Origin of the sequence: Mucilaginibacter conchicola (assembly GCF_003432115.1) — a bacterium.
Taxonomy (GTDB): domain Bacteria; phylum Bacteroidota; class Bacteroidia; order Sphingobacteriales; family Sphingobacteriaceae; genus Mucilaginibacter; species Mucilaginibacter conchicola.
Genome location: NZ_QWDC01000001.1, coordinates 1,088,892 through 1,114,424, shown reverse-complemented (window position 1 = coordinate 1,114,424; position 25,533 = coordinate 1,088,892). Strand labels below are relative to the sequence as shown.

25 protein-coding genes and 1 pseudogene are annotated in these 25,533 nt (G+C 42.1%); 18 read left to right on the top strand and 8 right to left on the bottom strand.

Translation table 11 applies throughout. From position 1 onward, the window contains the following. Positions 1 to 11: 11 nt before the first annotated feature. On the bottom strand, positions 12 to 2,765 hold the full coding sequence (locus tag D0C36_RS04920) for a TonB-dependent receptor (RefSeq protein WP_117390435.1): 2,754 nt from the start codon (positions 2,763 to 2,765) through the stop codon (positions 12 to 14). A gap of 248 nt (positions 2,766 to 3,013) precedes the next feature. Between D0C36_RS04920 and D0C36_RS04915 the strand changes: the two genes are divergently transcribed. Then, entirely contained in the window at positions 3,014 to 4,300 is a 1,287-nt protein-coding gene (locus D0C36_RS04915) for a sensor histidine kinase (protein WP_147321934.1), read from the top strand. A gap of 28 nt (positions 4,301 to 4,328) precedes the next feature. Here D0C36_RS04915 and D0C36_RS04910 read toward each other — a convergent pair whose 3' ends face one another. Continuing rightward, entirely contained in the window at positions 4,329 to 4,688 is a 360-nt protein-coding gene (locus D0C36_RS04910) for a winged helix-turn-helix transcriptional regulator (protein WP_117390433.1), read from the bottom strand. Positions 4,689 to 4,779: 91 nt separating this feature from the next. Here D0C36_RS04910 and D0C36_RS04905 point away from each other — a divergent pair, with 91 nt between their 5' ends. The 14 genes from D0C36_RS04905 to D0C36_RS04840 all read left to right on the top strand — a co-directional run bounded on the left by D0C36_RS04905 (position 4,780) and on the right by D0C36_RS04840 (position 15,261). Further along, positions 4,780 to 5,337: an NAD(P)H-dependent oxidoreductase gene (locus D0C36_RS04905; protein WP_117390432.1), complete on the top strand. Its 558-nt coding sequence runs from the start codon at positions 4,780 to 4,782 to the stop codon at positions 5,335 to 5,337. A 195-nt stretch (positions 5,338 to 5,532) separates the two neighbouring features. After that, complete coding sequence (locus D0C36_RS04900; protein ID WP_117390431.1) at positions 5,533 to 6,204, top strand: DsbA family protein; 672 nt, start codon at positions 5,533 to 5,535, stop codon at positions 6,202 to 6,204. A gap of 31 nt (positions 6,205 to 6,235) precedes the next feature. Next, the gene (locus D0C36_RS04895) at positions 6,236 to 6,883 is read left to right on the top strand and encodes an NUDIX hydrolase (protein ID WP_117391373.1); all 648 of its coding nucleotides are present in this window, start codon (positions 6,236 to 6,238) and stop codon (positions 6,881 to 6,883) included. Between the two features lie 13 nt (positions 6,884 to 6,896). Then, positions 6,897 to 7,982, top strand: coding sequence for an NADH:flavin oxidoreductase (locus D0C36_RS04890; protein WP_117390430.1), 1,086 nt, complete (start codon positions 6,897 to 6,899; stop codon positions 7,980 to 7,982). A 185-nt stretch (positions 7,983 to 8,167) separates the two neighbouring features. After that, on the top strand, positions 8,168 to 8,533 hold the full coding sequence (locus tag D0C36_RS04885; protein WP_117390429.1) for a DsrE family protein: 366 nt from the start codon (positions 8,168 to 8,170) through the stop codon (positions 8,531 to 8,533). A gap of 72 nt (positions 8,534 to 8,605) precedes the next feature. Then, the gene (locus D0C36_RS04880; RefSeq protein WP_158557079.1) at positions 8,606 to 9,070 is read left to right on the top strand and encodes a nucleoside deaminase; all 465 of its coding nucleotides are present in this window, start codon (positions 8,606 to 8,608) and stop codon (positions 9,068 to 9,070) included. Positions 9,071 to 9,075: 5 nt separating this feature from the next. Continuing rightward, complete coding sequence (locus D0C36_RS04875) at positions 9,076 to 9,957, top strand: helix-turn-helix domain-containing protein (protein ID WP_117390427.1); 882 nt, start codon at positions 9,076 to 9,078, stop codon at positions 9,955 to 9,957. 530 nt (positions 9,958 to 10,487) lie between these two features. Then, entirely contained in the window at positions 10,488 to 11,246 is a 759-nt protein-coding gene (locus D0C36_RS04870; protein WP_117390426.1) for a hypothetical protein, read from the top strand. 156 nt (positions 11,247 to 11,402) lie between these two features. Next, a complete protein-coding gene (locus D0C36_RS04865) occupies positions 11,403 to 11,669 on the top strand; it encodes a helix-turn-helix domain-containing protein (protein WP_117391372.1) in 267 nt (88 codons plus the stop codon). After that, on the top strand, positions 11,666 to 12,013 hold the full coding sequence (locus D0C36_RS04860; protein WP_117390425.1) for a hypothetical protein: 348 nt from the start codon (positions 11,666 to 11,668) through the stop codon (positions 12,011 to 12,013). The genes D0C36_RS04865 and D0C36_RS04860 overlap by 4 nt, the downstream gene beginning before the upstream one ends. A 99-nt stretch (positions 12,014 to 12,112) precedes the next feature. Continuing rightward, positions 12,113 to 12,484 (top strand): transposase, encoded by a 372-nt coding sequence (locus D0C36_RS04855; RefSeq protein WP_117390424.1) that lies wholly within the window; start codon positions 12,113 to 12,115, stop codon positions 12,482 to 12,484. Continuing rightward, complete coding sequence (locus D0C36_RS04850; protein WP_117390423.1) at positions 12,481 to 13,425, top strand: IS3 family transposase; 945 nt, start codon at positions 12,481 to 12,483, stop codon at positions 13,423 to 13,425. Before D0C36_RS04855 ends, D0C36_RS04850 begins: the two co-directional genes overlap by 4 nt. Positions 13,426 to 13,758: 333 nt before the next feature. Then, positions 13,759 to 14,313: a BfmA/BtgA family mobilization protein gene (locus tag D0C36_RS04845; protein WP_117390422.1), complete on the top strand. Its 555-nt coding sequence runs from the start codon at positions 13,759 to 13,761 to the stop codon at positions 14,311 to 14,313. Between the two features lie 21 nt (positions 14,314 to 14,334). Beyond that, positions 14,335 to 15,261, top strand: a complete 927-nt coding sequence (locus D0C36_RS04840; RefSeq protein ID WP_117390421.1) for a DUF5712 family protein — start codon at positions 14,335 to 14,337, stop codon at positions 15,259 to 15,261. A gap of 541 nt (positions 15,262 to 15,802) precedes the next feature. Here D0C36_RS04840 and D0C36_RS04835 read toward each other — a convergent pair. Further along, a complete protein-coding gene (locus D0C36_RS04835; protein ID WP_117390420.1) occupies positions 15,803 to 16,459 on the bottom strand; it encodes a hypothetical protein in 657 nt (218 codons plus the stop codon). Then, positions 16,459 to 16,662 (bottom strand): hypothetical protein, encoded by a 204-nt coding sequence (locus tag D0C36_RS04830; protein ID WP_117390419.1) that lies wholly within the window; start codon positions 16,660 to 16,662, stop codon positions 16,459 to 16,461. Before D0C36_RS04830 ends, D0C36_RS04835 begins: the two co-directional genes overlap by 1 nt. 356 nt (positions 16,663 to 17,018) lie before the next feature. Here D0C36_RS04830 and D0C36_RS24930 point away from each other — a divergent pair. Then, positions 17,019 to 17,392 (top strand): annotated as a pseudogene (locus D0C36_RS24930) (DUF808 family protein). A gap of 31 nt (positions 17,393 to 17,423) precedes the next feature. Here the strand turns inward: D0C36_RS24930 and D0C36_RS04820 are convergent. The 4 genes from D0C36_RS04820 to D0C36_RS04805 all read right to left on the bottom strand — a co-directional run bounded on the left by D0C36_RS04820 (position 17,424) and on the right by D0C36_RS04805 (position 23,249). Then, positions 17,424 to 18,404, bottom strand: coding sequence for a PorP/SprF family type IX secretion system membrane protein (locus tag D0C36_RS04820; RefSeq protein ID WP_117390418.1), 981 nt, complete (start codon positions 18,402 to 18,404; stop codon positions 17,424 to 17,426). Continuing rightward, positions 18,404 to 19,360 (bottom strand): T9SS type B sorting domain-containing protein, encoded by a 957-nt coding sequence (locus D0C36_RS04815; RefSeq protein ID WP_117390417.1) that lies wholly within the window; start codon positions 19,358 to 19,360, stop codon positions 18,404 to 18,406. The genes D0C36_RS04820 and D0C36_RS04815 overlap by 1 nt, the downstream gene beginning before the upstream one ends. Before the next feature lie 33 nt (positions 19,361 to 19,393). Beyond that, positions 19,394 to 19,909: a hypothetical protein gene (locus D0C36_RS04810; protein WP_117390416.1), complete on the bottom strand. Its 516-nt coding sequence runs from the start codon at positions 19,907 to 19,909 to the stop codon at positions 19,394 to 19,396. 382 nt (positions 19,910 to 20,291) lie between these two features. Next, positions 20,292 to 23,249: a sensor histidine kinase gene (locus D0C36_RS04805; protein WP_117390415.1), complete on the bottom strand. Its 2,958-nt coding sequence runs from the start codon at positions 23,247 to 23,249 to the stop codon at positions 20,292 to 20,294. 94 nt (positions 23,250 to 23,343) lie between these two features. On the opposite strand from D0C36_RS04805, the gene D0C36_RS04800 reads away from it, so the two are divergent. Continuing rightward, a complete protein-coding gene (locus D0C36_RS04800; RefSeq protein ID WP_117390414.1) occupies positions 23,344 to 23,958 on the top strand; it encodes a response regulator transcription factor in 615 nt (204 codons plus the stop codon). A gap of 186 nt (positions 23,959 to 24,144) precedes the next feature. After that, complete coding sequence (locus tag D0C36_RS04795; protein WP_117390413.1) at positions 24,145 to 25,533, top strand: exopolysaccharide biosynthesis polyprenyl glycosylphosphotransferase; 1,389 nt, start codon at positions 24,145 to 24,147, stop codon at positions 25,531 to 25,533.

The window sequence follows — 25,533 nt, the reverse complement described above, 5'->3', positions numbered from 1 at the left end:
ATTAAGGATTTTTAGAGTTTAAATGATATTTCGGCACCCACGTTTACCGGGTTGTTGTAGGTATTAACGGTATCCAGCAACCTGTCATAATCGCGGATAAGCAGGTTGAGAAAGTTGTAGGCGTAGATGGATATGTTTACTTTCTTTTTTATTTCTTTTGATAGTCTTGCACTCAGGTTGCTGTAAACAAATGCCGGCCTTTTGAGCCTTCTTGCATCTTCGGGGCTTCTTACTAAATAGTTGTAATCGGTGTTAGTAGGGTCAAACACTGGTATAGGGTTTACAATACCGTCTTTATCGATATAAGCTATCGGATAGGCGTTTTTACCCGGCGAATATGTTATTGTAGACCAATAAATATCGGCCATTATGCTCACGATGAAGCCCAGTTTGGGGATGTGGGTGTTGGTAGTTAGCTTACTCATTACAGCCCAATTCTGGCTTTGTTCTGCAGGGTAAATACCATACCAGGCTTTACGGCCTGCAATGATGAAGTTATCATCCACTTTCTCTGTCCTCACCGCGCCAACGTTCTCGTATTTACTGTAACTGAACGAGGTGTTAAGGTTGAAAGAGGTTTGTATAGATCTTACCTTTTTGGTACTGACGAACCATTCCAGGCCATAGTTGTCTGATTTTACGCTATTGGTGATGCTCCTGTCTTGTTCTGATCCGTACAATTTCAAATTGCCCGTAGGGGTGTAAACAGGTTTTTGACCGGGCGTAATTACCGTATCATAAGTTGGCAGATATATGGCCAGATAACTGCTTACACTATTTAAACCATCACGGTTGCGTTTGATATAGCCTGATAGGGATGAGCTTAGCCAGCCACCATCATAACGCAAACCCACTTCTACCTGGTTAGATTTGGATGGTTTAAGATTGCTGTTATCTTTAATTATCTTCTGGGTGTAGGCCAGGAAAACGCTCTCATTTACTTTGCCATTGTAAATATTAAGTAAAGGGATATCAAAGTAACTTGGCGCCGGATACCTGAATGACATGGACGGGGCCTTGCTGGCAATACCAAAGGCCGCATTTACCGACCATTTAGTTGAGAGATTATAACTGGCGTTGATACGTGGCTGCCAGCTCGGAAATCCGTTTTGAACATCATACCGCACACCTGCAGATAGGGTGAGCGGCTTACCCAGCATACTGGTAGTTGCTTTATCTTCCAGGTAAACGCCGCCGTTGTAAATGTTGCGTAACAGATCAAAGGGGTAAGGTCGCTGGCCGCGGTTGCCGCCGGCGTTGATATTGAAAAAAGGGTGGTCCGGATCAGAAAGAACACCTTCGCCTTTGTTGCCCGAAAAGGAGAAAGTACCGCCGAGGGAAATGTTGTGCGTAAAGCTTCCCCAGTTAACTGTATTAACCAGATCCAGGGACGCGCTGCCATTATAAGGGCGGCCCTTGATATGATCTACAGATAAATAATTCCCCGGCCTGAAATAGCCTTCGTAAATACCTGTGGTATCTTTATCCGCAACACCTACCACTGCGCTGTTCACGGTTCTTTGCCGGTAGCTTTCCTGGTACCCTTCGTCATAAGACACACTGAACGAGGCTCGCTCCAACCAGGCCGAATTGTTCACTTCCAGGCTCATGCGGTTGCTGAGGCTTAAGCGTTGTTCTTTAGAGTACATCATTTGGCTCTCTGAGTCGTCAGGGTCTATCTTCCTGTTATCTATCTTATGGCTGTAATCGGCGCTAAATGTGTTTCGCAAGTTGCGGAAGGGTTTGGTTGTCCACATTAAGCCGCCACTTACCCTGCCGTAATTCTTCAGGTTATCAGTAGGCGTTTGTATACTGTTGAGGTAATTGAAATTTACGTTGATGGCACCCAGGCGTTTGCCCAGGTTAAAACCCTTTGAAACAGATGCGTTGGTAGATGCGCCATTTAAACGCAGGTTAACCCGGTAATCCGTTTTGCCGGCCATACGTTTGATAATGATAGCACCATCAGTAAGTTCGCCGTATTTGGCAGATGCCACGCCCGATACCACTTCTATACTTTCAATATTATCTGCCGGTATGTTCCTTATATCAAGCCCGCCGAAAGGTGTATCATATTGTGGGCTACCTGTAAGAGGGTCTTTTATGTTGCCAATGGCGCCACCTGTTATTCCCCAGGCACCAACGCCGCGGGTTTGCATATTAGCATCGTTTGATTGGCGAATGTCATCAACATAAATAGCTACACCCCGGGCATTATTAGCTTGCTGCACGGGATCGCCGGTGGTGCTTGCCGAACGCAGGGTTGCCTGCTGGTTGTACTGCAGATCGGGCGCAGACATGCGTTTGCCCGGTAAATTGTTAAGCACATCGGCCAGGCTGTAAGCTTGTACCTGCTCTATTGCTTCGCGGTCAAATATGATGGATGAGTTGGATATGTTGCTCCGTTTGCGTTGCGAGTTGATCTGCACCTCGTTAAGCGTTAGGCTTAACGCCTGTAGCTTGATCACGAGGTTACTTGTAGATACGTGCATGCTTACCGGAATACTTACTGCGCGTTTACCCACAAAGGTGATGCTAAGCGTGGTTGAGTCGGCTCGGGTTGTTCTCAGGCTCAGGCTAAAATTCCCCCCGGCATTGCTGGATGTAGAAATATTGAGGTCGGCACAAGAGATGTTGGCAAATTCAATAGGCTTGCCGGCATCGTCTGTTACCTTACCGGTAACTATTACCTCGCCTGATTGCCCGAAAGCAGCGCAGGTTGAGATCAGAAATAAAAAAATAATGAAATAGTAAAGTATCTTCAATTTATTTGGACTAAATCTAAATAAAGTGCAAACATAGGCTTTTTATGAAAATATGTCAATGTGTTATTTATACACTTTGTAACTTTTTGTTTACAATATATTCAAGAGCGTTATGTCAGTAAACTATTTAACCTGAACTGCCCTCAGCCGTTAAGCCGGCACCAGACGTAAATTATTAGTGCTATTTCAAAAAAAACAGACTGTAGTGCATACTCAACAAACGGGAATAGTATACGTAACTATGATCAGTGAGAACCTATCTGACCACTTGTGTATTGTTTTTATGCGTAGCCCAGGGCTGCCAGGGCAAACCTTTGCCTTTGGCCGACTCTATTGATGTAACCAGGCATAGGTTATTGACCGATTCTGCTGATGATTTTGCCAGACAACAGGATACCAGCAAAGCGATAGCGTACCACAAGCGAGCGCTTGCACATGCACGATTGCACAAGCTTCCTGAACATGAAGCCCGCTCGCTAACACGCATTGCCATACTTTTAAAAGGGCAAGACAGTAGCGAAAGCCTGAACTACCTGGATAGTGCCCGCGAAATAGCCCTTAGGCTCAACCGCGCAGATCTGCTGGCCGATATTATGAAAGCCAGGAGTGCTGTATATAAACAACAACAAAACTACGGTGACGCGCTCGCCGCGCTTGAAGCTCACCAGGAACTCCTTAAAACGGTTTTTGAAAGCAACAGGCGAAAAGAAGAAGCCAGGCAGCGTGCGGTAGAACAAAATAAAGACGATCGGCTGATTTTTATCATGATCTCAACATCGCTTGTTTTGCTCTTCCTTGTTTTTGCGCTTTATCACAGGAAATTAAGTCGTCTCAATAGATCCCTGCTCAAATCAAACCGCATTAAAGACACACTTTTCTCCATCATCGGCCATGACCTGAGGGGCCCTGCGGGTAACATTATGCAGGCGCTGGATGTACTGGGCCTTGACCTGCTGGACGATGCGGAAGAAAAAGAAGTGATTACCTTACTTAAAGAGCAAAGCTGGTCTTTTAACGAAACGCTTAATACTCTGCTCAATTGGGCCACCGCCCAGCTAAAAGGTGCCGAACCGCAGGTGGCTACCGTAAACGCCATGAGTGCGATACAGCGTTCGCTTGATTTGCTCCGTGCGCAGGCCATTGCTAAGAACATCGAGATCAGCGCACCTGCCGGCAACCCGGTGGCTGTTTTGGCCGATATTGATCAACTGGATTTTGTTGTGCGTAACCTCATCAGCAATGCCATCAAGTTTTCTTATCCCGGTGGCAGGATACAGATCAGCGCCGAAAAACAAGACCATAACGGATTGATCGCCGTGCATGATGATGGTAAAGGCATCCCCGCAGAAAAACAGGCCGAACTTTTTTCTGAAGGACAACTTAACAGTACCTACGGTACCAAAGGCGAAAAAGGTACCGGATTGGGCCTGATGCTGTCATGGGACTTTATACGTGCCAATCATGGCCGTATCTGGTGCGATAGCAGGGAAGGGGCAGGCACTACATTCTACATCAGCTTACCGCTTGCTATGTAAGGAGCTGTCATATCACGGATCTGTGCAGCTAATCCATACATTTTTTATGCTTCTCTCCCCAGCTTTCGAGCATTTTAATAATGGGCACTAATTCATAACCAATGGCAGTTAATTCATATTCAACTCTTGGTGGCACGCCTGCAAATACAGAACGGCTAATGATCTTATGGTCTTCGAGTTTGCGAAGCTGAAGCGAAAGCATGCGTTCAGTAATATTTGGAAGGGATTTTTTCAGTTCGCAATACCTTAGCTTGCCATTGGCCAACCACGAGCAGATGGCGATAGACCATTGCCCGCCGAGGATGATGGAAGCATATACTTCTGAGCAATGATCAGCCAACGCTTGCTTGTTAGCAAAGTTGGTAGAGGTTTCTTTTATTTTAGACATACTAACATTTTTTATAGTATCCTACAACCGGTTGCGAATATAGACGATTCAAATCAGGCAAAATACCTTTGCTGTATAATTTGAAATTAAAATGAAAAAAACATTGATTATCGTAACACATCCTGATATCAACAATTCAGTGATAAACAAAAGATGGCTTAACGAATTAGAAAAATATCCCGAGCAGTTTCATATCCATCAACTGCATCAAGTTTACCCCGATCAGCAATTTGATATAGCCGCAGAGCAGAAACTGGTTGAAGAGCATGACAGGATAATTTTCCAGTTTCCATACTATTGGTACCATAGCCCGGCGCTGTTAAAAAAATGGTTTGATGAAGTACTTACCCGCGGCTGGGCCTATGGTAGCGCAAGCGACTTTAAATTTAAAGGTAAAAAGGTGGCGCTGGCGGTAACATTAGGGCTAAAAGAAGAGCATTTGCAGCATGGTACGATTTTCAAGTACACCCTTGAAGAGCTTACCCGCCCGTTTGAAGCACTGTTTGATTATATTAAAGCAGACTACCAACCATTTTTTGCTTATTACGGAATGACGTTTAACCCAACGGAAGAATGGATAGAGAGAAGTGTTCCGCTGTATCTTGATTTTCTTGAAAGTTTTAAAAGCGACGGTGCCGATGCCGCTTAAAGTTTTGCGTTTGCGTGTATCGTAAATACCTCTTGTTAGAATAAAAAGGCCAAACGGTTTACCGTTTGGCCTTTTTATTTAATCGTATTTGATAATGCCCTTCTCATACAAAAACATCCATCACAAAGCAAAAATCATCCATTTTAAAGCATTTAAAGTGGGGCCATCTTTGTATAGCAATAAAATTTGAGTGTTATGAAAATATATTATTTCACCGACCCTATGTGTTCATGGTGTTATGGCTTTAGCCCTACAGTGCAGCAACTGAAAGAGAATTACCCCAATATAGACCTGCAAATTATTTCGGGCGGATTTTCGCCTTTTAGCAAACAAGTAGTAAATGATGAATATAGGGAATTTCTGGAGTTCCATTGGAGAAATGTGAACAAGATGAGCGGTCAGTATTTTGATCATGCCATGAAGTTTGTTTCCGATACCTTTCGCTATGATACCGAGCCATCAAGCCGTGCGCTTGTGGTGGTACAGAACCTGATGCCGGGTAAAGATTTTGAATACCTGAGCCTATTACAAAAAGCATTTTATGTAAACGGTCTGGATATCACAAAGGCCGATGTGCTTGCCGATGTAGCCGAAGAGTTAGGCGTTGATAGAAACAGCTTTTTAGAGCACTTTGATTCTGATGATGCAAAGCGTAAAACCATTCATGGTTTTGAGTTTAGCCGCCAGCTTGGTGTGCAAGGTTTCCCTACGTTGCTTACTATCGATAACGGAGCGGTTAAAGTGCTTACCCGTGGTTTTCAAAAGTTTGATCTGCTCAAAATGGTGGTAGACGAACAATTGGCACAGCAAACCGCTACCGAATTAAATGCGGGGCAATCATGCGCTGATGGTTTCTGCGCTTATTAAGCCGGATAATAATTGGGTTAGGATGTTAAACATGGCTGCAGGTACATCATTTAGTTGTTTCATTGAACAGCTTGCTGAGGGGCTGAAGAAACCGCTTCCCGGTGAGGCGGCCCATCCTGAAATGGAAGCCATGGCTGCAAAATATTTAGGTGTGCTGCCCGATGAAAATACCCGCAAGAGCGCCGTGCTGATGTTGCTTTATCCATGTGCCGGTAAGATATGTTTTCCGTTGATCCTGAGGCGCAGCTACAGCGGGTTTCATTCCGGCGAGGTTTCCTTTCCCGGCGGCAAGTATGAGTTAGGTGATAATGACCTGATACAAACAGCCCTGCGCGAAGCAAATGAGGAGATAGGGCTGGTAGCAAGCGATGTACGCATTTTAGGTACGCTTACCGAAGTATTTATCGGCCCGAGCAATTTTATGATGCTGCCCGTATTGGGATATATTCCTTACCGGCCAAATTTTGTGCCTGATACAAGAGAAGTAGAACAAATATTTGAAGTTGATCTTGAGCACTTCGCAGCTTTCGGCGCAGTAAGTATAAGCGAGATATCTATTCCCGGTGACCAGGTACTAACTCCGCACTATAGTTTGGATGGCCATAAAGTATGGGGTGCTACAGCCAAGGCTATTAATGAACTGCTGTCTGTTGCAGCGGCAAAAAAAAATCAATATTAAAAAGTAAATCAATATGTCAGTTTCTGATCTGTTTAAGCCGCTCACGCTGTTGCATGGGCCGGCCATGCGAAACCGTTTTATGCTGGCCCCCTTAACCAGCCAACAAAGCGAGTTTGATGGTACCGCATCTGAGTTTGACCAGCTATGGTATGAGCAGCTTGCCGAAAGCGGGTATGCTTTGATCCAAACAAGTGCTGCCACGGTTGAAGCCGGTGCCATTGCGTTTGAACGCCAGTTTGGTATCCACAGCGACGATCATCTGCCGGGCCTTACCAAAATAGCCACAGCTATACGCCAGGGCGGTGGTTTATCTGCCGTACAATTGCACCATGGCGGCCATCGGGCAAAGCCTGCAGTTGGCGGTATACCCGCCCCCGCATCAGACAATACCGTACCTGGTGTTAGGGCCATAACTACCCGAGAGGTAGAGCGTATCCGCGATAGTTTTATAGCTGCGGCTAAAAGAGCACAACGAGCCGGGTTTAATGGGGTTTCGGTGCATGGTGCCTTCGGCTGGATCCTGTCTGAATTTTTATCGCCGCATTTAAATGACCGTACGGATAAATATGGCGGCAGCCTGGAGAACCGTGCACGCTTTACCATCGAGGTGATAGAAGGTATCCGCAAGGCATGCGGCCCCGATTTTCAGATAGGCTGGCGGTTGTCAATAGAACGTTACGGCTTGCGGCTGGAAGAAATGCGCGATATCACGGCCGAAATATTTGATAAAGAACTGATAGACTATCTCGACCTCGCCCTCTGGGATTCAGCCCAGGTAGTAAGGGAAGGAACTTTCCAGGGAAAAACCATGCTAAGCATATTTACCGGACTGCCGCGTAAAGGCGTGCGTTTAGGCGTAGCCGGCAAGATCTACAGCGGCCGGCGCGCTGCCGAACTGTTGGACGAAGGTTGCGATTTTGTGCTGATAGCCCGCGCTGGTATCCTTCAGCGCGATTTTCCGATGCAGGTAAAGGCCAATCCCATGTATCAAAGTCCGGAAATGCCTGTTACGGCTGATTACCTGCGCCGGGGTGGTTTAAGTGAACGTTTTATAACCACCATGCGCGGCTGGCAAACGTTTGTTAAGCCAGGCTCGTGAGTATGGTCTGAATCAGAATTAAAAGAATTTATGGAATTAACAGAGATCAAATACATCGAGCACAGCATTCCATAAATTCTTATAATTCGAGTTCAGACAAAAAATCATCCATTACATAGTCAAAAACATCCATTCATTGGCAAAGCGCAGTCGGCCATCTTTGTGGTGTAATTAAAATTATAGAAATGAGCAAAACAGCTATCATAATTCTTTCTGATCCCAAGGCTGGTTCAGAAGAAGCACTCGGACGCGTATTTAACGCTTTGGCATCGGCATACGAATTTAAACATGCAGGTGAGGACGTAAAGATCATTTTTCAGGGCGCAGGCATCAGATGGCCTGAAGAATTGGAGAAACCCGAGAACCCGGTAAATGGTCTTTATAATGAGGTAAAAGATCACGTTCATGGCCTTTCACAAGGTTGTGTGGCGGTATTTGGTACCGAAATTTCTGGGTATGATCTGTTAAACGATAACAAAGTACCGGGTACCCCGGGCTTGCCAAGTTTACTTAACCTTAGAAACGAAGGCTACCAGATCTTGATTTTCTAACCGGGTTTAATGGCTGTCCCCTGGCAACTATCAGGGGGCAGTTTTTATTTTGGTGCGGGCTTAAATAACAAAATGCAAAAAGAACACGAGAATTATATGCAGCAATGCCTTCGCCTGGCAAAAGTTGCCCTGGCTACCGGCAACCCGCCAGTGGGCGCTTTACTGGTTTATAAGGGTGAGGTGATAGGCAAAGGGGTAGAAGCAGGCCGGTCAACCGGCGATGTAACTAACCATGCCGAGATAGTGGCCGTGAGAAATGCGATAGATAATGGTTATCTTAAGCAATTGCACCTGGCTACTATGTATACTACGCATGAGCCCTGTTTGATGTGTTCGTACGTGATAAGGCACCATAAGATCTCAAAAATAGTTTACGGAACATCCGTACCTTTGGTAGGCGGGGCAACCTCAAAATTCAACATTTTGTCTACACAGGATGTACCAAAATGGGGAGATAAGCCAACCATTATCAGCGGAGTGTATAGGGCAGAATGCGACTTACTGAGCGAGGAGTTCAGGAAAGCCAATAATTTGTAAGTATCATGTTATCTCAATCGGTATATACGCTTATTAATCAGCAAAATGGTAATCTGGCATTCAAACTTTTTGAGTTTGATAACAACAGCTATTTCGACCACATCCAGCGGAATAACTATTTCACCCTCATCCTTGTTACCGCGGGCGAAGGTCTTGCTAAAGTCGATTTTTGCGATTACTCTTTTACAGAAAATACGCTATTCGCTTTTTATCCATACCAGCCATTTATGCTGCAATCCCGAAGTGCTTTAAGAGGGGTTGCTATTCAGTTTCATCATGATTTCTTTTGTATTTATCGCCATCATAAAGAGATAGCAAACAATGGGTTATTGTTTAACAATGTGTACGAGCAACCATTTGTACTTGTGAACGAAGGCTGTAGGAACACAATGTTTAACCTTATTGAAGGTATTGTTAACGAGTTAAAAACAGACTCGTTTAGGAAAGACGAGGCGCTGGTTTCATACCTTAAAATATTGCTGGTTATGGCAACCCGTATAAAACTTGATCAGCAGGATGTACAGGATGCTCAAACTGTTAACGGTAAGCAGCTTATGCTTATCCAAAACCTGAAGAATGCCATTGAGGATAATTTCAGAGAAAAGCATTCGGCAAGCGAATACGCCGATCTGTTGCACCTTACCCCAACCTCACTTGCAAGGGTAGCAAAGAGCCATTTCAACAAAACATTATCTGACCTGATTACTGAGCGTATCATTATTGAAGCCAAACGCGAACTATACCTTACCGATAAAACAATAAAAGAGATAGCCTACGAACTTGGTTATGACGATGAGTATTATTTTAGCCGGGTATTTAAAAGCAAAACGGAAGTATCACCGCAACTTTATCGGGATACTGTAGGCTTTAACAGAGGTGCTTCCTGATTTATATCCGGCTTTTACAAAACAAAAAACCCTTCGTACGTAACGTATAAAGGGTTTTTGTGCTTTTTAATACTTTGTGGAGCCGGAGGGAACGTGAAGAATCGCGTAAAGGGCTCGCTTTCAGAATCTATTACTTGGTTTTAAGCTCTGCTCACCAGGTGCTCACCAAAAACTAATTGACTTTATTATGCTACTTAGTATTATAAAGATAAGATTTATTAGAGACTTAGAAAACTATTTAACAAAAATGATTTTGCAGTAACCTCGGGGAGAGTTCAAAACTTAAATGCTTATAGCCTTTTTTTCAATTTATGTTACAGACAGCTAGTGTCGACTCACCGAAGTTCTCACCAGTTTTTTCTGGTCTCAGAAGAGAGTGTTAATCTCGCGTAGACATAATAAATTGCATAAATCGAGTTTATTTTATAGCTTTTTTTAGAGGATCGATTTGATAAATTCATTAGAACCTAAATAGCTTAAGAAAAATAAATCATAATGGTGTGTAGCTTGTTTTAAAGCAAACACATCTGATGTCCAACCCTAGCCTCTATTTCCAATTCCGAAACCGTTTTGATTTTTCCCCTCACAAGTATGAGATTGGTAACCCGATCATTCAGAACAAGGCGTTGGAAGACAATTTCTTTTTGCTGAAGATCTATGATTTTGTAGAGGCTGACTTTGAACCTTACTATAGCTTTCATCTTGCTTACTTTTTGGAAAGACATCCATCCGAAGAAGAAGCGTTCTTTGACCATGTCTCAGACATTATAAGAATACGCATCGATTACTTCAATAGACAGAACCCGTTCTCTTCGAAGTATGCTCGCAGCATGATACATGCCAAAAAGCTGGAGTCATTCTTATCTTTTATGAAAACCATCGACCGCTGGCATAAGCTGGAGCCGATCGAATCAGTTGTTGCGGAGAAAGACCGCGAGATCGACAGGCTGAATGCGGAGGTCGTTGAGCTGAATAGATTGTTAAAAGAAGCGACCAAATACGATGTCAGCGAAAAGGTCAACATCACTAAAGGCCATATCGCTGCCTTCATTAATGTCATTAAGCAAATCCCTGACCTAAGTATTCCAGAAAGCGGCAGGCTGGTCAGCTCACAAACCCAGGCACCCTGGTACAAGATGATCGCCAAATATTTTAAGCATGGCGACAAGGATATCTCTATTGATACCGCCCGTAATTACTTCCCTGCGCAGAAGGATGATAAGCCTGCCAAGTTCATCGAGATCGCCGAAAAGGATAAGCTCTTCAAGATCGTCCGCAAGGACGATTAGGGATTAGCTTTTTTCCCTCTCCAAATCTGACCAAACGCTGCCATTGGTCATTCATTTCGCACATTTCTCCTTCACTTTTGATCCGTTGTGTTCAGCGGAACGCTTTTGCTATTCCTGCTGAACTGGTTTGATTTATTTAACAAAAAAGGAGGAAGCATGAATGTGGAATTGATCACGAAAGAGGATCTGAGGGAACTGGAGAACAAGCTGCTGACCGAGATCAAAAAGATCGTACAAGTGGGCGGAGAAACGGTGTCAAAGAAATGGCTGAAGAGTAACGAGGTTCGAAAACTGTTGAAGATCTCGCCGGGTACTTTGCAGAACCTGCGCATCAACGGTACGCTGAGCTTTGCGCGTATCGGCAGTATCATCTATTACAAGCAGGAAGACATTAACAAGTTATTGGAAGGAGGCTTGGAATGAATAAGCCTAATGCTAAGTCCAAGTCTTTTGCTATCTCAAATGCAGAGCTGAGCGGCTATGGTAAACTGCTGCGACAGATGAGCAGGGATGAGCGGCTGAACGCGACGCATATCAGTCTGTTCAGCGGGTTATTCGTCCAGTGGCAGCGGAATAGCTACATCAGTCCTTTTGCCATCACCCGTAAGCTGTTAATGGCCTACAGCAGGATTGCATCCATTGCTACCTATCACAAGTGCATCAAAGAACTGGATGCCTATGGTTATATCCGTTACCAGCCATCTTATCACCCAAAAAAAGGCAGCCTGGTATGGTGGCCTGCCGGATGGGAGACCGAAACGGTTTGATGGCCTTCGATTTGATGACTGTTATGATGAGTTTACTGATGTATTTTGTCTTGTCCTGAAATAGGTTTACAAATTTTGAGGTCTAAACAAGATCGAAAAATGAAAATTGTAAAGCACTATCCGGACGAACTTAAACTTAAATTGGTTCGCCATTACTTGGATTCTGACGAAGGTTATAAAAAGACCGCAGAACGATTTAATGTACCTTATGCTGCAATGGTTATGCGATGGGTTCGTAAATTTATAGGCGAATCCACTACGCAGCCGGGAATGAGTAAACCAGCAAAAAAAGAAAAACCGATTGATCCAGGCGATGCCGAGACTATGGCTAAACGTATCCAGGAACTGGAGCAGGCCTTGGAAAACGAGCGTCTTCGGAGTCAGGCAATGAGCACGATGATCGATGTGGCCGAGCGTGACCTGAAGATCTCCATCCGAAAAAAGTCTGGAGCCAAACGGTCAGGGAAATGAAAGCACGTTATCCAAAAATCAATATGGATACGCTTTGTGGACTGTTTGGCTACAGCAGACAAGCCTTTTACCAGCTGCAGCAGTACGAATATAAATATCAGGCACAATCCCAGATCATCTTAGAGATGGTCAGTAATGAGCGCCAAAGCCTTCCCGGTATCGGTGGGCGTAAGCTGCTTAGTCTGATGAGCGGGCTGATGAAAAGAGAAGGCATTCAGCTGGGCAGGGATGCTTTCTTTGCCCTGCTACGCGAAAACCGGCTTTTAGTACGTCACCTGCGCTCTAAGATCAAAACCACGGATTCCAGGCACCGTTTCCGCAGGTATCCCAATCTGATCCGGGAGCTGGTGCCCAGCAGACCACATGAGCTTTGGGTAAGTGATATCACCTACGTAGAAACCGGAGAAGGCTACCTGTACCTGTCGTTAGTTACTGATGCTTATTCTCGTAAGATCGTGGGCTGGAATCTATCACCTAAGCTGGAAGCGGATGGTGCAGTGAACGCGTTGGATATGGCCATCCTGCAGTTACCGGATCCCCATCCCAGCGATTTGATTCATCATTCTGACCGAGGCATCCAGCATTGCTGTGATAAGTACATTAGCAGGCTGAGGTCAAAGGACATTCATATCAGTATGACTGAAAATGGCGATCCGCTGGAAAACGCTATCGCTGAAAGGGTAAACGACATCTTAAAATCTGAGTGGCTGAACAAAAGAATGCCGCAAACCAAATGGGAAGCGCAGGCTGTGTTACCAGAGATTATTCACGCTTACAATCATAAACGGCCTCACATGAGTATCGGCATGCGAACACCCGCAACAGCGCATACATTAAAAGGGGAACTCAGCCGGGCGTGGAAAAGTTATTACCAAAAGGATAAAACTGAACCCATGAATGCTAAGGACGAATTACTTGTAAAGCTGAAACAGGATGAGTAAAATTGCATATGTAAAGTCCACTCAGGACGAACCAAAGAAAGTAAACATTATACAGGACAAACACCTCGAAACTGTAAAGACTTTTTAGGACGAGACATTTGTATAGCGGTATAGATGTATATCCGGATAGCTATGCAGCAGTATATCTCATGTCCTCTCGCAGCATGCGGGGGGAGCGAGCGGAAGTCGGGCAAGCCCGACTTTTCCGCTCGCCCTGCGGGGCTATGGCGGTTTTCAGTATACCATCAGTATACTTTGCCCCCCGCCTGATAGGATAAACAAAGAAAACAGTATACCTGACGGTATACGCAAGGATGGAGTTTGAATGATTTTATGGGTAATGCAGAAAACAATAAGACGGTACGGTTTCCTGCAAAGACGGATGAAAGGCTGTTGGCCATTGCCCGTAAAAACGGGCTGTCCAAGCTGGATGCTTTTGTATTTATGGTAGATTATTTCTATAAAACAAAGAAAGACCCAAGAGACCTGAATGATGAGTTACTAAAAAATGCGATCAATAGAAAGACCGATAATATCGTTGCTTTTATCAAGAGACAAGAACAAGACCTGTTGATACCCATCAAAAAGGATGGGGAAAGGACAATGGCTTTTGAGCGGAGCATTATGCAGAACTTTCAGCATGACATTGCAGACCATAATCTTTGGGAAAAGGAGGTATTAGCTGTCCATGCGAGAGAGCTGAAGCAGGTCAGGGAGTTTCTCTCGAAAATGGATAATGCACATTTAGATAAAAGCCGGATAAAGAAACAGGCCAGTGAGATACTGGAATACTATATCAGGCAACGAGAGAAGCTGGGAATGCTCAGCAGCCCGGCGGATAAAGATGCGCTGATAAATGAGGTGAGGCAAAGGGTGCAAAATTTATAGCTGAAGGATAAAGTATTGTCTATGCATATCAACATTACAAAAAGCGAGGCCGGTAACAACAAAGGTAGTTGCAGCCAATTGGTGGCTTACTTGGAGAAAGAGAACAGGCTTGCGGAGGCGTTGGATAAGTTCGCTGTTCCTGAATATTGGTTCAGCCATCAGCAGGATGATGTGCAGGCTTATGAGGTGAGACAGGGCATTGATAATAACATCGCGAAGCTATCCCGTGATGATGCTAAATTCTTTCTGGTCAACATTAGCCCAAGTGAGAAAGAGCTATTGTATCTGGAAGATAAGTTTGGAGACAAAGCAGGTGACTATCTGAAAGTTTATGCCAAACAGGTAATGGATGCTTATGCCGGTAACTTTAAACGAAGCGGTGTGGAAAGTGGGAAAGACCTGGTCTACTTCGGGAAGCTGGAGCATAACCGCTACTATACTTATAAAGACCTTGAAGTTAGGAAAGGTAAAGCGAAGCGCGGCGAGGTCAAGCCGGGGCGGCAGATGCATGTGCAGATCATCGTTAGCCGAAAGGATGCTAGTAACAGTATCAAGCTAAGTCCGCTCAATAATTCCAAGGGTAAGAATGCGGAGCATAGTCTGAAGGTCGGACAGTTCGACAGGGTAGCATTTAAGCAGGCTGCTGAATCTTTGTTCGATCGGTTGTTCGATTATACGAGGACGTTGGATGAGTCATTTAAGTATGCTAATACGTTAAAGAATGGCAGTTACGAGGAGCGTAAACAAATGAACGATATACAGCTTGAGTGGCAGGCTGCTTCAGGTCAGAAGGTATCTCAATCTTTTCCACTATTAAAAGCTTTGCTGGAGCCGGAGTTTATGGGTCCACCTGCGGGGGGCGGTATGGATGAGGACTTGAAGCGACGGAAGAAGAAAAAGAGGGGTTTGGGACAGGGTTCGGATCAGTACAGAGGGCCGTCTATGTAAGGCTCTAGTTTGCCCTTGCAGCTGCGGCATGATCGCTGCATTGCACCACGAGCTTCGCGCCGGGTTCCATTTCGCATCAAACCTCGCTGCCGCGCGCATTGCAGGTCTTCGTTCCTTGACCAGCCCTGCTTTTCCAACACTTTGAACTTCGGCAAGCACCGCCTTCACAAAGATAGCGGCGCAGGAAAACTGTCAAGGGTATATAAACGAGGGCTGTCGCCGTCGCCCTTGACAGTTTTTCTGCTTCATGCTTCGGTTGTTCAAGCGCTGCAATGCCGTCGTGTGTGCATCATAAATAAGAAATCCCCGAACGCTTAGCGCGAGGCATTTCAACCACAATAGTATCACCGTTAACCAGTAAATTTATCGTTTGTGCATTGATGAGATAATGGAATTAACCGAGTGAAGACTCCCAATATGAATCTCTTAATGGAATAATCTGATCTTTTATAAATATAATTCACAATCTTTCTGCATAATGAAATTAGTGCCCGCAGATCCATCCAAATCATGTGATTGACTGTAAATCAGAGCTGAAAGTTTAGAATTTCATTCGTTTCTTGAAAGATTGCTTTTCTTTTTGATCTGATCCGATCTCAGAGTCCTTGAAGGAATGATTTCTCCGGATCAGTGTGTTAGCATGTTCACTCAATCGTTGATGCATAAAAGCGTACTCAGCAAATCTTTGCGGATACTGAAGTTTGTTTTCGGTGTATAAAGTCAGTTTCATTTTATTGAAACTCATGATCAGCTCATTCCTGCCGGTAATGCCGGTATAAACGAAATCAGACTGATCGAAATAAAAATAACATGAAGCAATGTTTTTAAAACTTTCGTTGAAGTTGATTTTAATGTTGCTGCCACTTATTGTAAGGCCATTTTGCTCAATACTTCGAAAGGACACCCTGTCCAATGATTGCTTTGGGTTGTCAAGGAACAGGACAAGCAAAGATGTATAGTAACCCGCGTCTCTCGCCTTGTCCACCAGGTCTTTAAAAGTTCCATCGTTAAATACGGTTTCAAGGATGATACTTTTCCGTTGGCTAAGCGCCTGCCCGAAAACAGCTTTTGTCCTGCCTTTGTAAACATCAGTCATGATAACTTCAAAGCCTTGCAGCTCATCGAGCCTTGTCCTTATAAAACTCGATTTCCCGGCCGCATTTGGACCCGCCACAAAGATCAGTTCAGGCACTTCCATTATAAGCTCAATTTTTTTATAATGGTGTCTTCCACTTTTACGGGCATGTCATTATCGTCGGTTACGATAGTTACTGCAACCAGATACTGTTCGCCTGTCGGCAGTTCTTTTCTGTAGTAATCCCCGTCATCCTCATGTTTTGAATAAAAAGGATTGCCTAATTCAAAAGCCCTTTGCCTGCCCAGCTCATGAATGTTGTTCATGTTACTTAAAAGTCTGTCGACAATTTGAGATCTCTCCATCATGCAAATTAACTTATTCCTGTTGTTTGAAAGGTAAAATATTGAATTTATTTATCCGTAAAATGGCTGATACCGCAGGCGGAAAACGGGAAGTTGGTTTAGAGGTGAGATAGACAGGTTCCATGAAACAGAACTTTCAGAGATTATGGGTCGTTATAATTTTTGTGATGGCCTTATTATAACTTATGGAAACGATTAATATGCGAACGAACTAATGATGGCAGTTTTATTCAGTTGTATGATCGTAATTCGAACAGATCTGTGACCATAAATTCGTGATCCCTAAACCTAAATGCTGCTGCCAGCCTTTAATAGACATGGCATCCGGATTTTTTGCATTAGTAGATGACATCACCACTCTAATGGATGACGTAGCGGTAACGACGAAGATAGCCGCAAGGAAAACAGCGGGAATACTTGGCGACGACCTTGCTGTAAATGCAGAAAAGGCCACGGGCTTCATGGCTTCCAGGAAGCTTCCTGTTCTATGGTCTACCACTAAGGGTTCTTTACTAAATAAGGTGATGTTGCTCCCGCAGCATTATTGCTGAATGCGTTTCTGCCGGCATCGATCACGGTCATCATGTTAGCAGGCGGTTTTTATTTAGCCTATGAAGGCGCCGAGGAAATATTTAGCTATTTATACCACCGCAATAAGGACGGTCATACTGCTTATGAGGTGAGCAATTAAAAGTACTTTAAGATCAGCAACCGAATAATAATCAAAATGTAGAAAGGTTGCTATCATTTAAATTGCTGGCTCGTTGTAAATGAAAGCCTATGGATAATTGATGGCTACCATAGCTCGCGTTATCAATTTTACTCAACGAATAATCGAAAGCATAACCAATGGAAATATTGCCGTTGATGGAAAAACTGGTATAAGCTACCATGGCATTTGATCTTTGAAAATCCCGATGTGTTATAGCTTTATTATACAGGTTAACATCCGTTCGGTATGTAAACCCAAACCCTATTCTGTCCTTTAGTATTACAGCAGTGTTAAAATCTATATTTGTTGGATTTTCAGGACCGTCTCTCAACAATATAGATGGTTTGAATTTCATGTCTTCGTTTATTACGAGTAAAGCGCCTGCAGTAAGATATTCATTTGGTTTAGGGATAAATGTTGATAGAAAGTTGCCATTGGCTTTGTAAAAAAAATTGGCTAATAAATTATCTACAGAAGCGCCAAAAAACAGATGTTCATTAGAGTAAAGAAACCCGAAACGGGCATCCGGTAAGATGTTACTTTGGTCGCCAACAGGCACAACGTTATCATTTTCCTGACCAGGAACTAATTTTGAGCCGTTAATGCCCGACTGTATTAGCCCGAAACCAAGACCGAACGAGATCTTAGAATCATTAAAATCTGAGAGCTTTATTTTGTAAGCGTAGTTACCGTATACTGCTGTAAAATTTTGTGCGCCCACCCGGTCACTTTGTAAAGTTAAGCCAATCCCTACATTTTTATTGTCAAACATCCCATCTGCGGCCAATGCGATCGTCTTTGGCGCGCCATCGATGCCGGTCCACTGAGAGCGGTATATGCTGCTTACGGAAAGGTCATTTTTGTAACCTGCGTACGCCGGATTGATGTAAAGCTGATTAAACAGGTATTGGTTAAATTTAGTTGTATACTGTGCCTCACAGTTAACTGCGGCTAATGCCATGACCAATAATACAATTAACTTTTTCAACATTATAATTTTGATCTTAAAAGCGTGATATATGATTTATAAACTTGCCATGATCCTTCGTTATCTTTGATTCTTAGCAGATAGAAATAAGTACCCTCCGGCAAATTTTCGCCAGACCAGTCATTTTTGTAATTTTTCTTTATAAATACATTTGCACCCGCTCGGTTTGCAATGGTAATTTCAGACTCAGCGAAAGATTCCAACCCCGGTATAGCGAAGGTATCATTCACTCCATCCCCGTTAGGTGTAAAAACATTGGGGATATTTAATGCATCTATCTGCTGCAACAATCTTTTTGTATTATTGCCCATTTCAGGATCTTGTTGTGAACCACGGATATCAGCCAACAGATCTAATTGCCCGGGCTGTTTTGCTTTGATATTTAAGGTGATAGTTTTTTTTGATCCGGCGTTAAGTTTATCCAAACTCCAGGTGATAAGCTGGTTGTTCTGGTCATAATCGATTGAAGGATTAAGAGGATCAGGTTGATACAGAAACTTACCTGAAATTTTCAGCGAAACTATCACGCCGGATGCATCTGTTATACTTTTGTTAAATGCAGATAATTGACAATCAAAAGATTGCCCGGGCAATATCTTTGCGTTGTTTGTTTGCATATCAATTGAAAGGTTGACATCGGTACTTGTAGCGAAGGCTATTTTAATGTTATCAGACATTTCTGAGGGGCAGCCCTCCCGGTTAAATGATAAAACATTAAATATTCCTTCTTCTGTTATCACGATATCCTTTGCTGTTTCACCCTGTAATTTGACAGAGTTTTTATACCACTGATAAGCTGCAGCTGCATTAGAATTGCCATGAAGTATGATTTTTGCACCCTTAGCCATATAAAGTACTTTTTGCTGAGGAGTTTCTTCTAAACTCTTTTGCGCATATGCGACCTGAGGGCGTATTACTATGCCAACAAAAAGTATCACATAAAACAAATTCCTTAACATGCCCGCGTATTCTCCCCGGTTAATCCGTTTTGATTAGTTGGCAGTGATCATTGGTTTAGTGGCCTGCGGGATAACGGTTACTTCTTTGGTTACCGTTACAGGTGAATTGGGATTAAGGGCGAAAGACGCACTTACAGAAAATATGATCTTTTCGGCTTTTGCTTCGCCTGTAACATTGTAAGTCTCATCATTGGCACCATTTATTTTAACACCGTTCCGGTACCATTGATAAACCAGGTTTTGATTTTTTAGCGAAGTTTTAGCGGTAAGGGTAGTAGAACCAACGTCTGTACAAATTGAGGTGTTGGCGGCCGTAACGGTGATATCAATTACCGGAAGTACAAATACTTTAAAAACGTCTGAAACGGGTGATTCACAGCCGTTACTGTTCTCGGTGACCAGCTGGTAGCTGTAATAACCCTGAGCTGTAGCAACCTCCGTATACTTTTTAGTTTTTACAGATGTTAGCTGTTTTTTTCCGCTGGCATCTATCTTATACCAACTGTAGGTAGAATAGTCTTTTTTATTTTCATCCTGAGGGCCTGTCATTGTAATAGACTGACCGGAAGTAATGATCTTGTTAACATCTGATGGATTAACAGGAGCAGCAGATACAGCATCACTTGGCCCCTGAAATACTTGAGCACACAGTCTATTCGTTGTTAAAGTAATAATAAAAACAGCGAAGCTTAGAATACAATAGCGTTTTTTCATTTTAAATAATTAAAATCAATCAAATAATCAGGGTTTCTCCGTGGTTAAATGACCACTTGAGAATTATTTGGTTTTTTACGCTGTTTGAGAGTGAAAAGTTGTGCTCTCTGTTTAAAAAAGAGGCATCATTATTAAAAGCTAATGTATTCTTTAAGGTAAAGTAAATTAATTAACAGTTTTTTTAAATTTTCTTTATACTGGTGCTGTAGAAGTTGATTTAAGTTTTTTTACGAAATGCTCTTAACAGTTCAAAAATAGACATCTGCCATTTCTTAAGCATATCATTGAGCTTTAAAGTAAGCATCTGCTTAAGCGGGATTTGGATGACTATTTTGATCCCTTCATCTCCCTGGGTCATTGTTAATAACCCTTTCCAACGGTTAATTCTCATCTGGATATTTTCAAGACCCATTGAGTTAACTAATTTCTTTCCTTTTTCAAACCCTATTCCGTCATCTTCCATTGACAGGTATAAGCATTCTTGGTCTATCTTTATGGTCAATTCTGCCTTCACAGCAGCTGAGTGCTTAATTGAGTTATGGGCTAACTCTTTAGTAATTAAATAAATATCCCGCCTTGCTTGGCTGCTTACGTTCACATCGATAATTTCATCCGGAATAGATGACTCAAACTTTATGGAAGAATTCTCAAACAGCTTTTCCATCTGAAACTGGATATAGTAAATGAGATTTTCCAGATTGTCGTTTTCTGTATTTGTACTCCATATAATATCTCTGATCTTATCAGCTATACCGTTTACCATACTATTTAGTTCGCTGATTTCCGGAACATGAGGAAGTCTTTGTTTTGCCCTGTCGGCATACAAGTGAATGGCAAATAAACCAGCGCCAATATCATCATGTATTTCACTGCTGATCCTCTGCCTTTCCAAGCGAACTGATTCTTGTTCTTCGTGGAAGGCACGCTGGTAAGCAATTTGCCTAAAATGGTAGCTAACTACAATATAGTTAATTAAAGCAAAAATGATGATCGCGACGAAGAACCTTACCCACGTTCTTTTCCACCAGGGCGGAGATATCTGAAAACTGTAGGTGATCACCTTTGCATTTAAATTTGCCTTGGGGTTAATTGCAACGGCTTTAAACACGTATTTCCCCGGAGGTAAAGTAAAGTAATTAATTTGCCTGCCACCAGGTTCAGTTACTTTCCAGGTAATATCAGCACTATTTAATAATTGGTACTTTATATATATGTCTTTTGCATAGTAAAAGTTAGGGATCTCCAGTTTAAAATTAAAGTTGTTTTGTATATAGGAAAACTTCGCGATCTCGTTGTCGGATCTTATCTTGTTATTGATCTTTAACTGATAAATTATCGGTGCCGGATTGGGTGTTTTTTTGTTCAATGGATAAATGAGCAATCCGTTCAGCGTCATCAAATAAGCATTGTGACCTGATTCGTTCACGTCAATTACCTGTGCATCTTTGCGCGATGGCAAATTATCATAACTTTCAAGACTATTATTGTTCAAATCAAATAGCTGTAAAGGCCCCGAGCCAATGATCCAAAGGTGGTCGGTTCCAGGTCTTATTTTCATGATATTACTTGATAGTAATCCATCGCTTATTGAAAGTTTTCTGATGCCTGTTTTATCAAGTATAAGTAACCCGTTGTCAATTGTCCCGGCATAAAGTTTAGCATGCAGGTAGCATATTGTAGAGGCATAAATTGGCTTTTTGTTGTAGTATACAGGCTGGCGCCCGTTCTTACCGATATAAAAGAGACCTTCTTTTGAGGCTACGGCTAATAATTGCTTTTCAGGGTCGAAACATATCTCGCGACAGGATTTATCTAAGTTAAACCAACCCGCCTTCGGGTCATATTCAACATCCTTGCCGAATAGCGACCGGAATTTTCTGATGGATGCACTTGAAGGGGTATCTGCAATGGCAATTAAGCCGCTACCCGATGCCACGAAAGTATAGTCGCCAACGGATAGTATTTGCTTTATATTGATAACCGGCAGGTTAACACGCTTTCCGTTACTTTTAAGAATAGCCAAACCTGTAGCAAAACCAACAAATATATTTTTATGCCCATCAATAGCGATTGCATTAATAGGGCCGAAGTTTGGGTTGAAACTCACCTTTTTAACTATTGCCTTGCTTGCAGGGTTATAAGAAATCAATTTACCCCCCTGCGTACCCCAATAAAATATTTCCCCGGCTTTTAAAAATGAAGTAAATAGATCATTGCTATCCAAACCAGTTGGTTTTAACTCTGCAATGAAAGGGGTTTTACGATATTTTACAAAAACACCATTATTAAGCGTACTTATCCAATTATTCCCTTCTTTATCAGTAACGATATCTGAAATATTTAAATCTCTAAGTTGCATGTTACTGTTCAACAAGTAACTCGCCTTTGTGGTGTTTACCCATTGTTCATTGCCGTCTATCGTTACTGAATTGATATAACTATCATATTTAGTTGTCTTTATTACATTAATACTGTCATGCTGTATGATAATTTTCCTTATTATGCCGGAAGGATTAGATTGTTGATATACCGTATCGTTCTTAGTTAAAGGGTTAAGGATTGTTACATCAGCGTTTAAAGCAGACATGCTCAAACTGCTTTTGATTGTTTTTATTTTGCCGTTAATGCCATATAAATAATAACCCGATTTCCCGTAAATAAGTACACCCGAGCTCATTTTGGTCAATGAGTAAGCTTCAAAATCAGAATTATTGCTGAGTGTGAGATATTTGCCTTTAAGCGTATTCAAATCAACAACAAACAACCCATTATGGGTCGTGGCGATAAGTTTATCATCAAATAAAACAATCTCCGGCGCACCTTTGCCATTTTTGTCGCTATAATTTTTTAAAAGATGTACTTCTTGGTTTTTAATAAAAAATATCTGTCCGGCAAAATTGGTAAACCAGATCCTGTCATGGCTATCCTCATATAAACATACTGCTGATAGCGACGATTGCTCAGCACTTTTAAAATGAACTAAGTTTACGCCGTCAAATCTGGAAATGCCGATGTCACTGGCGATCCATAAAAATCCCCGTTTGTCAACCATTAGGTTGTAAACAACCCTGGTTGGCATTTCAAATGCCGTTTGATAGGATCGAGACTGTGCTTTCACTGCATTACTCAGGGTAATAAAAGTGAAAAAAAAAGCGGCTAATAACCTTTTTAACATTTAATTGTTAATTTTTTTTTAAAGTAGGATAAATGTTTAAACATTTAGGACTTATTAGCTTTATATTTAAGAATATTTTTGAACTACAAATTATATGATTACCGTTTCGATTGTCGAAGATCATGATCAGTATCGCGATCTGTTATACCAAGTGATAAACGACAATCCTGAGTTTCAAATCTTAGATAGCTTTTCATCTGCAGAAGAGGCCTTAAAGAGTATAATAATAAACCCGCCCGACATTGCTATTATAGATATAAAGTTAAAATCTCTTTCTGGTATTGAGCTTATACAACGTATTAAGAGTAAAATTCCGCAAACATTGTTCTTAATGTGTACAGCCTACCAAAATAATGAAAATGTTTTTACAGCGTTAAAAGCCGGCGCCAGCGGGTATATAGTAAAGGGCTCTTCGGCCGAAGAGATACAAAGTGCCGTAAAAGAACTTTATAACGGCGGTGCGCCCATGAGCCCTTACATTGCAAAGAAAGTGATCAACTTGTTACATGGCAAAGAAGATCAAAATAATTATGACCTTACCGAACGTGAGATTGAAGTGTTATCACATTTAAGTAAAGGCCTACTTTATAAAGAAATTGCCGATCTACTAGGAATTAGTTTAAATACAGTTAAGAACCATTGCAAAAATATTTATAAAAGGCTTCACGTTCAAAACAGGGTAGAGGCCCTCAATAAGTTCAACGCTTAACCAATTTTAATTTAAATATCACATTTACAATGCGATAGTATTGTTATAGCCCGTAAGGGCTATTTTTTTACCAGATTTTTAGCAACAGATTTGTACCAGTGAAAATCGTTGCAAACGAGGAGACTTACTAAACCTGGATCAGCAGGTAAGTGTACAGTGCTTTTCTACATTAAACTTTTGGTTAAAATGGAAACCCGGAATACATTTATCCTTATCTTCTTATTGTTCTTATTAGATTTTATAGGTATAAATTTTTCTTATTGCCTGGTTAGTTTTTTAAATTATAGCAATTACGGCGAAGAATCTTTCAATTTATATTTTTTCCTTCTGTTAAACAGTAGCTGGTTCTTGGCTGCTTTTATAAACAGGGTGTATAATGCCTTTAATATTCAAACCAACGGTAAGATTTTAAGTACGGCATTGCTTGCTTTTAGCTTCCAGGTTGTTTTTGTTGGTTTGGCCATAAGCTTTTTCAATCGAGTTTTTCTGGACGAAAAAATTGTTTTTTACAGCCTTTTTTGCGGCGGACTGATGTTGTTGTTTGAAAGGCTATGTATTTTCTTTATCGAGAAACATTTTTCGGGATTGCAATTCTATAAAAGTAAGATCGCTATTGTAGGTGATAATGAATCAAGCGAAATAGTAGCTAAATATTTTTTAGAGAATAAAGTAGCCTACAACTTCATAGGGCATTTTAAGGAGTTGAATGGGGGCATTACAAACGGTAAAAATGCCAATATAAAAAAAACGATAAAGTTTGCCGTGAAAAGGCATCTGGATGAGGTATACACCACGATACCCCTGGTCAACAATGCTGATTTTTTATCAATTATTAAACTGGCCGAAGAAAGATGTGTTAAAGTGCGCTTTATAGCGACGATAGCCGAGATGGAGCAAATTGAAGAGCTGCAGTACAGCTTAAACCGCTTCTGTAACGGTGTTCCTATACTAACCGCCGGCCCCGAGCCTACATACTCTATTAATGATCGTATTATTAAGCGTTTATTTGACATTGGGTTTAGTTTAATGGTTATCATCTTACTGCTATCCTGGCTTACGCCTATCCTGGCTATTATGATCAAGGCTGAATCGCGCGGGCCGGTTTTTTTCAAGCAGCTCCGGTCTGGCAAAAATAATAAGCCCTTTTGGTGCTATAAATTCAGAAGCATGGCGGTAAACCGTGATTCAAATCATGTGCAGGCATCAAAAAACGATAAACGTATTACCAAGTTGGGGCAATTCATGAGAAGAACCAGTGTTGACGAACTACCTCAGTTTTTTAATGTGCTGATAGGCAATATGAGCATAGTGGGCCCGCGGCCGCATATGCTGTCGCACACCGGGCAATACCGGTTGGTTGTAGAACGGTATATGTCCAGGTTGTTTTTTAAGCCGGGCATCACAGGTTGGGCACAAGTAAACGGTTACCGGGGCGAAACAAAAGAGAACGTGCAAATGACCAAAAGGATTGAACATGACATTTGGTATATAGAAAACTGGTCTATTTTAAAAGACATATTCATTGTTTACAAAACTTTTGTAAATACGATTAAAGGGGATGCGAATGCGTACTAA

Coding starts and splice junctions, on each gene's coding strand:
- D0C36_RS04910 (WP_117390433.1), bottom strand. CDS start 4,688: ATGTCTAAAATAAAAGAAACCTCTACCAACTTTGCTAACAAGCAAGCG.
- D0C36_RS04905 (WP_117390432.1), top strand. CDS start 4,780: ATGAAAAAAACATTGATTATCGTAACACATCCTGATATCAACAATTCA.
- D0C36_RS04900 (WP_117390431.1), top strand. CDS start 5,533: ATGAAAATATATTATTTCACCGACCCTATGTGTTCATGGTGTTATGGC.
- D0C36_RS04895 (WP_117391373.1), top strand. CDS start 6,236: ATGGCTGCAGGTACATCATTTAGTTGTTTCATTGAACAGCTTGCTGAG.
- D0C36_RS04890 (WP_117390430.1), top strand. CDS start 6,897: ATGTCAGTTTCTGATCTGTTTAAGCCGCTCACGCTGTTGCATGGGCCG.
- D0C36_RS04885 (WP_117390429.1), top strand. CDS start 8,168: ATGAGCAAAACAGCTATCATAATTCTTTCTGATCCCAAGGCTGGTTCA.
- D0C36_RS04880 (WP_158557079.1), top strand. CDS start 8,606: ATGCAAAAAGAACACGAGAATTATATGCAGCAATGCCTTCGCCTGGCA.
- D0C36_RS04875 (WP_117390427.1), top strand. CDS start 9,076: ATGTTATCTCAATCGGTATATACGCTTATTAATCAGCAAAATGGTAAT.
- D0C36_RS04870 (WP_117390426.1), top strand. CDS start 10,488: ATGTCCAACCCTAGCCTCTATTTCCAATTCCGAAACCGTTTTGATTTT.
- D0C36_RS04865 (WP_117391372.1), top strand. CDS start 11,403: ATGAATGTGGAATTGATCACGAAAGAGGATCTGAGGGAACTGGAGAAC.
- D0C36_RS04860 (WP_117390425.1), top strand. CDS start 11,666: ATGAATAAGCCTAATGCTAAGTCCAAGTCTTTTGCTATCTCAAATGCA.
- D0C36_RS04855 (WP_117390424.1), top strand. CDS start 12,113: ATGAAAATTGTAAAGCACTATCCGGACGAACTTAAACTTAAATTGGTT.
- D0C36_RS04850 (WP_117390423.1), top strand. CDS start 12,481: ATGAAAGCACGTTATCCAAAAATCAATATGGATACGCTTTGTGGACTG.
- D0C36_RS04845 (WP_117390422.1), top strand. CDS start 13,759: ATGGGTAATGCAGAAAACAATAAGACGGTACGGTTTCCTGCAAAGACG.
- D0C36_RS04840 (WP_117390421.1), top strand. CDS start 14,335: ATGCATATCAACATTACAAAAAGCGAGGCCGGTAACAACAAAGGTAGT.
- D0C36_RS04835 (WP_117390420.1), bottom strand. CDS start 16,459: ATGGAAGTGCCTGAACTGATCTTTGTGGCGGGTCCAAATGCGGCCGGG.
- D0C36_RS04830 (WP_117390419.1), bottom strand. CDS start 16,662: ATGAACAACATTCATGAGCTGGGCAGGCAAAGGGCTTTTGAATTAGGC.
- D0C36_RS04820 (WP_117390418.1), bottom strand. CDS start 18,404: ATGTTGAAAAAGTTAATTGTATTATTGGTCATGGCATTAGCCGCAGTT.
- D0C36_RS04815 (WP_117390417.1), bottom strand. CDS start 19,360: ATGTTAAGGAATTTGTTTTATGTGATACTTTTTGTTGGCATAGTAATA.
- D0C36_RS04810 (WP_117390416.1), bottom strand. CDS start 19,909: ATGACAGGCCCTCAGGATGAAAATAAAAAAGACTATTCTACCTACAGT.
- D0C36_RS04805 (WP_117390415.1), bottom strand. CDS start 23,249: ATGTTAAAAAGGTTATTAGCCGCTTTTTTTTTCACTTTTATTACCCTG.
- D0C36_RS04800 (WP_117390414.1), top strand. CDS start 23,344: ATGATTACCGTTTCGATTGTCGAAGATCATGATCAGTATCGCGATCTG.
- D0C36_RS04795 (WP_117390413.1), top strand. CDS start 24,145: ATGGAAACCCGGAATACATTTATCCTTATCTTCTTATTGTTCTTATTA.